General features: G+C 44.6%; 7 protein-coding genes and 1 other annotated feature. Of the genes, 1 reads left to right on the top strand and 6 read right to left on the bottom strand.

All coding sequences use genetic code 11. The annotated features are described in order from the left end of the window. Positions 1-223: 223 nt before the first annotated feature. From AB4384_RS21820 to nfo, 3 genes are all read right to left on the bottom strand, one after another. Positions 224-775 (bottom strand): hemerythrin domain-containing protein, encoded by a 552-nt coding sequence (locus AB4384_RS21820; protein ID WP_017070073.1) that lies wholly within the window; start codon positions 773-775, stop codon positions 224-226. Between the two features lie 86 nt (positions 776-861). Continuing rightward, positions 862-1,542 (bottom strand): uracil-DNA glycosylase, encoded by a 681-nt coding sequence (gene ung / locus AB4384_RS21815; RefSeq protein ID WP_102428207.1) that lies wholly within the window; start codon positions 1,540-1,542, stop codon positions 862-864. Between the two features lie 397 nt (positions 1,543-1,939). Beyond that, on the bottom strand, positions 1,940-2,848 hold the full coding sequence (nfo, locus tag AB4384_RS21810; protein ID WP_017059316.1) for a deoxyribonuclease IV: 909 nt from the start codon (positions 2,846-2,848) through the stop codon (positions 1,940-1,942). Between the two features lie 326 nt (positions 2,849-3,174). Here nfo and grcA point away from each other — a divergent pair, with 326 nt between their 5' ends. Next, positions 3,175-3,552, top strand: coding sequence for an autonomous glycyl radical cofactor GrcA (gene grcA / locus AB4384_RS21805; protein WP_017059315.1), 378 nt, complete (start codon positions 3,175-3,177; stop codon positions 3,550-3,552). A 77-nt stretch (positions 3,553-3,629) separates the two neighbouring features. Here the strand turns inward: grcA and thrC are convergent, their stop codons facing one another. Genes thrC through thrA form a run of 3 tightly spaced genes read right to left on the bottom strand, consistent with a single transcriptional unit; the run spans position 3,630 to position 8,343 of the window. Beyond that, complete coding sequence (gene thrC, locus AB4384_RS21800) at positions 3,630-4,913, bottom strand: threonine synthase (protein WP_372130108.1); 1,284 nt, start codon at positions 4,911-4,913, stop codon at positions 3,630-3,632. Further along, complete coding sequence (gene thrB / locus AB4384_RS21795; RefSeq protein WP_372130109.1) at positions 4,910-5,866, bottom strand: homoserine kinase; 957 nt, start codon at positions 5,864-5,866, stop codon at positions 4,910-4,912. Before thrB ends, thrC begins: the two co-directional genes overlap by 4 nt. Positions 5,867-5,883: 17 nt before the next feature. Further along, positions 5,884-8,343, bottom strand: coding sequence for a bifunctional aspartate kinase/homoserine dehydrogenase I (gene thrA, locus AB4384_RS21790; RefSeq protein WP_136981993.1), 2,460 nt, complete (start codon positions 8,341-8,343; stop codon positions 5,884-5,886). Positions 8,344-8,372: 29 nt separating this feature from the next. Further along, positions 8,373-8,491, bottom strand: a sequence feature (Thr leader region). Between the last annotated feature and the right edge of the window lie 263 nt (positions 8,492-8,754).

Raw genomic sequence — 8,754 nt, 5'->3', positions numbered from 1 at the left:
ATTGCTAATTCTTGTTCAAGCATAAAAAAATCCCCATCAACGTTGTTGATGGGGATTATCTGCTAACTGCAGGATCGTTCAAGTCTTCTTAAACGATCGGCATTACCTATATAGGTGCCTTTTTTATTTTTTGAGGTAGTTAATCCGCTCAAAGCGCCATTTGGAAACCAACCCTCTAATATAGAGGACACCTAAAATAGGCGCACCTCAACATTACAACGGGCTAAACACACTCTTGTTCATTTTGTCGAACCCGAGCCGCGAGTTGGCGATATTGATCGGCGATGGTCTCTCCAAAAACAGGGTCATCTTCCGGTTGAAGCCATTGAGACTCCACTTCTTGCCAATCTTTCACCGTGAACGCCTCAACAATCATGGGTAGCACATGCTTCTCTTCATATTCCATGTGCTTTCGCTGAGCCTTAACAAACGCTTCAAGCTGCTCAATAAAGACTTGCTGAGGAACCACCGCATCTTGAAGGATCATATCGACCAAACCTAAAAAGTCCGCCGTTTTCTCAGAAAGCAATTGATGCTCTAACTCCAAGTCTTCAATCGCTTGCTCGCTGCCATATTGCTTAAGATAGTAGCGATAAATGACGTCTTCTTTAGGGTGATGCACTTTGTCTGAATGGTTCATAAGGTAATGAACCACCTCTGCGATCAGGCTATAGTTTATTTCTCGCTCCTGTTTCAGAAACTCTAACTTACTGTTGAGTATCGCGAGTAAACGAGCCATATAGCCATGCTCTCGTCTTATCCTTTCAATCATCATAGTATTGCACTCCATTACACCTACTATTTATAAGTGTATATGAATATGCTGATTTATGATTTGACCCTGCTCAGAAAACCACCAACCTACACTTCTGTTGGTAAACGCCAGTCAATAGGTTGTTGATCCATAGAAGAAAGCAGCTTGTTGGTTGTAGAGAAATGCTGACAACCGAAGAATCCACGGCGTGCCGATAATGGCGATGGGTGAGGTGCAACCAACACATGATGCTTGTCGTCATCAATCGCTTGACCTTTCTTCTGGGCGTGTGCGCCCCACAACAAAAAGATGATCGGTTCAGAGCGCTGATTGAGCTCAGCAATAATGGCATCGGTAAAGGTTTCCCAGCCACACTTAGCATGTGAGTGTGCTTTTGCCTCTTCGACTGTAAGGACTGTGTTCAACATCAACACCCCTTGCGATGCCCAAGAATCGAGATAACCATGACTAGGAATCTCAAAGCCCTCTATATCTTGTGCAAGCTCTTTGTACATATTGCGTAGAGAAGGTGGGATTTTCACACCAGGAAGCACTGAGAATGCTAAGCCGTGAGCTTGGTTAGCACCGTGATAAGGATCTTGCCCTAAGATAACCACTCGCACGGATTCGAAAGGCGTCATATCAAAGGCACTGAACACCTGTTCTTGTGGCGGGTAGACGGTTTTACCACTATTACGTTGCTGTTCAACAAACGCGAGGACACTCTGAAAGTACTCTTTATCACGTTCATCATTAATAATGGATTCCCAAGTCTTTGGTGCGCTCATCGTTTTACTTCCCAATCATCAAGGTTTCTAGCGGCTTTCGCCAGACAAAAAAATAGCTGTATCGGCTAACTGTCCTAAATAAGGCTCTAGTTATACCTCATACAGCTATCAATAAACATGATGTGTAGGGTTCACTTGTTGATGAATCATAATAATCAGTTCAAGTTGTGCTTATCTCGATTAACCACTTTTCTGCTGTGTACGATGGTGGCCGTGGTTATGCACGTGACGGTTTGGTGTAGGTAAACGGCGTGCGACAGCAATAGTTGAAGTTTGGGTGATTGAATACATAAAGGCACCTCCTCTAAGACATCGTGAACTACATATTCACTTTAATACTATGAAAGAAAGGTGCCAATTTTTAGAAATAGACGGAAATAAATTTCCCCCTCTATTATTACGCTTGTTCGCTCGCTAGCGTTGCTGAGCGATGAAACATTCTAAGTTGTTGAATTTCCTCTTTCCAGATCGTCGAATCAATGGTTTCCAAGATAAGAGGGATACCATTAAAGCGAGAATCAGAGGCAATATACTCAAAACAATCCCAGCCAATTTCGCCTTTTCCTAAAGAATGGTGTCGATCGACTCGGCTCGCGAACTCAGCTTTTGAATCATTGATGTGCATTGCTCTTAGATAGTGCATACCCACGATGCGGTCGAACTCAGCAAAAGTATGCTCACACGCCTCTTTTGTACGTAAGTCATAGCCAGCAGTAAACGTATGGCAGGTGTCTAAGCACACACCAACACGTGACTTATCTTCTACCTGTTCGATAATCTCTGCTAGATGTTCAAACTTCCAACCCAGATTAGTGCCCTGCCCAGACGTATTCTCGATCACTGCGATTACGTCAGGTACCGCTTGATGAGCTAGGTTGATCGATTCAGCGATCTTCGCCAAACATTCGCTTTCTGAGATTTTCTTTAAATGACTCCCAGGATGAAAATTCAAAAGCGTTAATCCAAGTTGATTACAACGCTCCATTTCATCAATAAAAGCCGCGCGTGATTTCTCTAGCTTCTCTTCTTCTGGTGCTCCTAGGTTAATAAGGTAGGAGTCATGAGGAAGAATGTGCTCAGCACCGAAGCCCAACATTTTGCAATTAGCTTTAAAGGCACCAATGGTTTTCGCTTCTAGCGGTTTTGCCGCCCACTGTCTCTGGTTCTTGGTAAACAGTGCAAACGCATTGGCGCCAATTTCACGTGCACGCATAGGCGCCTGATCAACTCCACCAGCAGCCGAGACATGAGCGCCAATAAACTTAATATTTGTTTCCGGTTTTGAGGATGAATTATTGTTTGTCATTAAATCACTTTACACTTTCAGAATGCTTAATAAATAAAGGGTCGTATCGGTTGTAGTTCAATAAAAACACAACAAATGTAGTAAACTTACAACAAATATGACTGTTAAATATTTTTTATACTTTAAAATATTTTGTAATTACTTTGTTTTCAAAGGTTTTATTGATTTACCTCAATATAATCACCTTTGTAAAAATATGGTTTTTGGTTGTTTTTTGACTTAAATCAATGCTAACCTTACTAATATTAGGTATATATTACCCAGCTCAATAAAAATCGAAAGTTAACACCATAATCAAACCACATTCAGTGGACTAGGAGATAGTTATGATCCAAGGTATTCAAATTACTAAAGCAGCAAACGATGACCTACTAAACTCAATCTGGCTACTAGATAGCGAGAAGAATGAAGCTCGTTGTGTTGTTGCTACTGCAGGTTTCGAAGCTGACCAAGTTATCTCAGCTGCAGACCTAGGCGAGTACGAAAGCCGTGAAGTTGCAATCGAAGCAGCACCACGCATCGAAGGTGGTCAACACCTAAACGTTAACGTTCTTAAGCGTGAAACGCTAGAAGACGCAGTTGCTCACCCAGAGAACTACCCACAGCTAACTATCCGTGTATCGGGTTACGCTGTACGTTTCAACTCTCTAACAACTGAACAGCAACGTGACGTTATCGCACGTACGTTCACTGAGTCTCTATAATTTTTAGAGCTTAAATTAGAATACAAAAACGGCGCTCATTGAGCGCCGTTTTTATTTGTTCGAAAAACAAATGGACGTTACGGTTGAACTCGACGAAGCACAGCTTTTAGCGCTTCAAAATCGTTATCAAGATCTTCAGACAACAATTCCATCGCCGCGTGTTTTGCTAGCGGGCCAGGCAGTTCGATATCAGAACCTAGGATGTCATCAACCACTTCTTTGAATTTCGCTGGGTGTGCTGTACACAGGAACAAGCCAGTTTCGTTCTCTTGCAGTTGCTCTTCCAGTAGACGGTAAGCAATCGCACCATGTGGTTCACATAGGTAACCTTGTGCTTTTAGGTCGCGAACTGACTCAGCGCTCTGCTCGTCAGATACTTTACCTTTGCCTAGTGTATCTAAGCCCCAACCTTTCAGTTGGCAAAGCTCTTCGATACGAGGCCAGTTGTTTGGTTGGCTTACGTCCATCGCGTTCGATGTTGTCGCAACAGTCGGTTTTGGATCCCATTGACCTGTTTCTAGGTAACGAGGAACAGTGTCATTTTCGTTAGTTGCTGCGATAAAACGCTTAACAGGTAGACCTAGCGCTTTAGCCAATAGACCAGCCGTTAGGTTACCAAAGTTACCACTTGGTACAGAGACAACGAGGTTTTCACGTTGCTCTTTAGTCAGCTGAGAAGCCGCCTCAAAGTAGTAACAGATCTGAGCCATTAAACGGCTGATGTTAATCGAGTTTGCCGAATTAAGACCGATCTCTTTACGCAGTTCAGCGTCATCAAATGAGTCTTTAACCAGAGCCTGACACGCATCAAAGTCACCATCGATAGCGACAGTGTGAATGTTCTTACCCAGCGTACAGAAAAGCTTCTCTTGCAATGGGCTGATCTTGCCTTTCGGGTAAAGAATCACAACATTGATGTCTTCCATGCCGTAGAAAGCATGTGCAACCGCCGCACCAGTATCACCTGATGTTGCTGTTAAGATCGTGATTTGACCACCATCTGAAACGGCTGCTAAAGACTGAGCCATAAAGCGGCCACCGAAATCTTTAAACGCCAGTGTAGGGCCGTGGAAAAGCTCAAGCGCGTAAACGCCGTCTTTTACTTGGTTGATTGGTGCAGGGAATTGGAACGCTGCATCCACCATTTGGTCGATCTGTTCTTTTGGTAATTCATCGCCAATCAATGCTGACAGAATTTTTGAGCTACGAGGGACAAAGTCCTCTGCTAGCAGCGCATCGATATCATCAAACTTTGGTAGCTCAGATGGAAAAAATAGACCTTGATTACGACCTAAACCTTGACGAACGGCTTGGCCAAAAGAGACTTGCTCGTCATTTTCTTTGATGTTGTACAGCTTCATAACTCACTTCCTGTAACGATCGAACCTTGCTTATCTAGGCGACAAACGTGAACGAATCCTTCTTCATTTTGTACGTAATTTTGTTCTAACCAGCGTGCAACACGCTCGGCGACATCTTGTTCTTTGCAAATGCTAAATAGAGTTGGACCGCTACCGGAGATCCCAGTAGCCAGTGCTCCAGCTGAAGTGGCGTATTTACGCGCATCAGCAAACCCTGGAAGCAGTTTCTCACGATATGGTTCAGCAATCACGTCTTTGATCATCTTCGCTGCTAGCTCTGGCTGACCAGAGTGGCACGCGTGGATAAAACCCGCTAGATGACGGCCATGGGCAATCACATCCTGACGACGATATTGAGAAGGAAGAATTTCGCGAGCTTCAGCCGTTGAAACCTTAATACCCGGATACGCCATTACCCAATACCAGTCATCAAAACACGGTACTTCTTGGCTAATGATACCTAACTCTTCAAGCATTAACTGCACACCACCAAGGTAACATGGAGCAACGTTATCATAATGGATACCGCCTGAAATCTTACCTTCCATTTCGCCCATTAGAGCAAGCAGTTCAGTCTCATTCAGTGGCTGGCCATGAAAACGATTTAGCGCATCCAGTGCCGCGACAATTGAACATGCACTTGAACCTAGACCAGAACCAATAGGCATGTTCTTTTCGAGTGTCATTTCTAAAGGCTTTAGCGCAACGCCTTTTTTATCAAGCTCTCTAGAGAACACCACCCAGCAGTCGTAGACGATGTTTTCTTTGGCTTCAGTCGGCAGCTTAGAAACAAAGCTGCCTGCTGTTTTTAGCGAGAATGATTCCTCGCCTGCTTTAACCATTACTCGGTCACCCAGCAGTGTGCCATCCACTGGAGACACAGCGGCCCCCAGCACATCAAACCCTACACTGACATTACCGATTGATGCAGGAGCATAAACGACAACATCCATATCACTTGAACTCATTCCTAAACTCCTAATTTCCAACCAAGAGTACGCATCACATCAGAGAATACGCCAGCTGCTGTTACTTCAGTACCCGCGCCGTAGCCACGTAGTACTAGAGGGATTGGTTGGTAGTAACGGCTGTAGAATGCTAATGCGTTCTCGCCATCTTTAATCTTGAACATTGGGTCGTCGCCATCAACAGCAGCGATACGAACCTTACACTTACCTTCAGCGATTTCACCCACATAACGAAGTACTTTACCTTCTTCTGCTGCGATAGCTGACTGCTCTTTGAAGTAAGCATCCGCTTCTGGTAGGCGAGCCATGAACTCTTCAACCGTACCTGAGTCATCAAAACCTGGTGGCAGAGCTTGGTCTACTTCAACATCTTCAAGTTCAAGCGCCATGCCTGCTTCACGAGCAAGAATAAGCAACTTACGCGCCACATCCATACCAGATAGATCATCTCGAGGATCCGGTTCAGTGAAGCCGTTATCTTTTGCAATATTGGTTGCCTGGCTCAGTGTCATACCTTCATCAAGCTTGCCGAAGATGTAAGACAGTGAACCTGAAAGAATGCCGTTGAACTTCTCAAGTTCATCACCTGCAGAGATAAGGTTCTGTAGGTTTTCGATGACCGGTAGACCTGCACCTACTGTTGTCTCGTACATCAGCTTACGACGTGAGTTGCGTGCAACTTCACGAAGCTGATGGTAGTAAGCCATGCTTGCTGTGTTTGCTTTCTTGTTTGGTGTTACTACGTGGAAACCAGCCGCTAGGAAATCAGCGTACTGCGCCGCAATACCTTCGCTAGACGTACAATCAACCAATACTGGGTTGATGATGTGGTTACGTTGAACCAAAGCCGCTAAACGCGCTAGGCTGAACTCTTCAGTCGCACTCGACATACGGTCACGCCACTGCTCTAACGGTAGACCATCGCTGTCTAGCAACAAACCTTTACTGTTTGCTAAACCACATACGCGAATCACGATGCCTTTTTCAGCCAGTTTGCCTTGCTGACGTTGGATCTGGTCAACAAGCTCGCCACCAACACCGCCGACACCCACAACGAATACATCTAGGAAGTGCTTAGAGTTAAATAGGTTCTCGTGACACGCTTTGATTGCTTCAGAGATTTTGTCTTCAGGGATAACCGCTGAAATAGCGCGCTCTGAAGAACCTTGAGCAATAGCAACAATGTTGACGTTCACTTCAGCTAAAGAAGAGAAGAACTGAGATGCTACGCCACGTGAAGTGCGCATACCGTCACCCACCAGCGTTACAATCGCAACGTCATCCATGAACTCAACCGGCTCTAACAGGCCATCTTTAAGTTCAAGTTCAAACGCGTCTGACAACACTTGTTTCGCTTTCACCTTATCAGCCGATTCAATACAGAAGCTGATGCTGTACTCAGAAGAAGATTGAGTAATAAGGACAATAGAAACGCCAGCAGAAGACATCGCGCCGAATACACGACTCGCCATACCTACCATGCCCTTCATGCCTGGGCCTGATACGTTAACCATGGTTAGGTCACTTAGCGTCGTAATACCTTTGATTGCTAGGTTATCTTCGCCAGTGTCTTGGCCAATCAAAGTACCTGCGCCTTGTGGGTTGAAGCTGTTTTTGATCAGACAAGGAATGTGGAATTGCGCAATAGGAGCAATGGTTTTCGGGTGTAGAACCGAAGCACCAAAGTAAGAAAGCTCCATCGCCTCTTGGTAGCTAAGAGACTTAAGAAGACGAGCATCATCCACTAAACGCGGGTCACAGTTGTAAACGCCGTCTACATCTGTCCAGATCTCACAGCAATCAGCACGTAGACATGCCGCTAGAACTGCAGCTGAATAATCAGAGCCGTTACGGCCAAGTGTGACTAGCTCACCTTTATCGTTACCTGCTGTAAAGCCCGGCATGATATTTACGTGACCTTTAGGCAGTGGCGACTGACGGAAGTTCTGAGTTGAAACGTCCACATCGACCATCGCTTCAAGGTGATCGCCTTTAGCGTATAGGTATTGGACAGGGTCAATCAGGCTTGCTGGTTGGCCTTTCGCTTCCAGTACCGCTTTCATTAACTGGATAGAGATTCGCTCACCTTTACTGATGATGCGAGCATTAACGTGGTTCGGGCACATACCAAGTAGGTTGATGCCATTCACGAACTGCTTTAGCTGAGCAAGAGAGGTATCCACCTGCTCTTGAAACGCGGCACCATCGATAGAAGGCACGACCGCTTTGATCTCTGCAAACAGTGTGTTAAATGAAGATTCGATCTCTGTAATCTGTGCGTCAGCTTCACCATTTTTCAGTGCAGCTTCAATAACAGCGACCAACTTATTGGTTGTTTTTCCTGGAGCCGATAGTACAACGGCTAGCTCTTCTTGCTGGGCATTATTAGCGATGATATCAGCCGCTCGTAAAAAACGATCTGCATCAGCTAATGATGAACCTCCAAACTTTAAAACGCGCATCCCTTTCTCCATAAGTCATAAAAATGGTACAAAAAAAGGCCTGTATCTTGTTGGATACAGGCCTTTTTTTTAAAATCCGTTACTTAGCAGCCTGCCCCAACAATGTTAATGTCGGTAATAATAATGGTTGTGGTCATTACTAGGTGGCTTACGTGCTGCATATCAAATTCTCTGCTTGTGCTTTACTCTACGTGTATCAATTTTTACCACTGGACGTCAATGAAAAGTTGCGTTTTTTTTACATTCGCACCGTTTTTCAGAGCAAACCGTCATTTAAGGGATAAAACACCCTGCATAAACCTTCACTTAAGATACTGGATTTACTCATTGAACAGGCAAGAGTAATCAATTGCATATATAGTCATAACAAAATGCTATATCGATTGTGCAGCGAACGTACAAGTTCTGTGC

It is taken from the genome of Vibrio sp. 10N.261.51.A4, from assembly GCF_041471945.1.
GTDB classification, from domain to species: domain Bacteria; phylum Pseudomonadota; class Gammaproteobacteria; order Enterobacterales; family Vibrionaceae; genus Vibrio; species Vibrio crassostreae_C.
This window is presented reverse-complemented; position numbering and strand designations above follow the sequence as displayed.

Bases quoted from the DNA above. Each gene is read 5' to 3' on its own strand.
- AB4384_RS21820 (WP_017070073.1), bottom strand. From the start codon at position 775: ATGATGATTGAAAGGATAAGACGAGAGCATGGCTATATGGCTCGTTTA.
- ung (WP_102428207.1), bottom strand. From the start codon at position 1,542: ATGAGCGCACCAAAGACTTGGGAATCCATTATTAATGATGAACGTGAT.
- nfo (WP_017059316.1), bottom strand. From the start codon at position 2,848: ATGACAAACAATAATTCATCCTCAAAACCGGAAACAAATATTAAGTTT.
- grcA (WP_017059315.1), top strand. From the start codon at position 3,175: ATGATCCAAGGTATTCAAATTACTAAAGCAGCAAACGATGACCTACTA.
- thrC (WP_372130108.1), bottom strand. From the start codon at position 4,913: ATGAAGCTGTACAACATCAAAGAAAATGACGAGCAAGTCTCTTTTGGC.
- thrB (WP_372130109.1), bottom strand. From the start codon at position 5,866: ATGGATGTTGTCGTTTATGCTCCTGCATCAATCGGTAATGTCAGTGTA.
- thrA (WP_136981993.1), bottom strand. From the start codon at position 8,343: ATGCGCGTTTTAAAGTTTGGAGGTTCATCATTAGCTGATGCAGATCGT.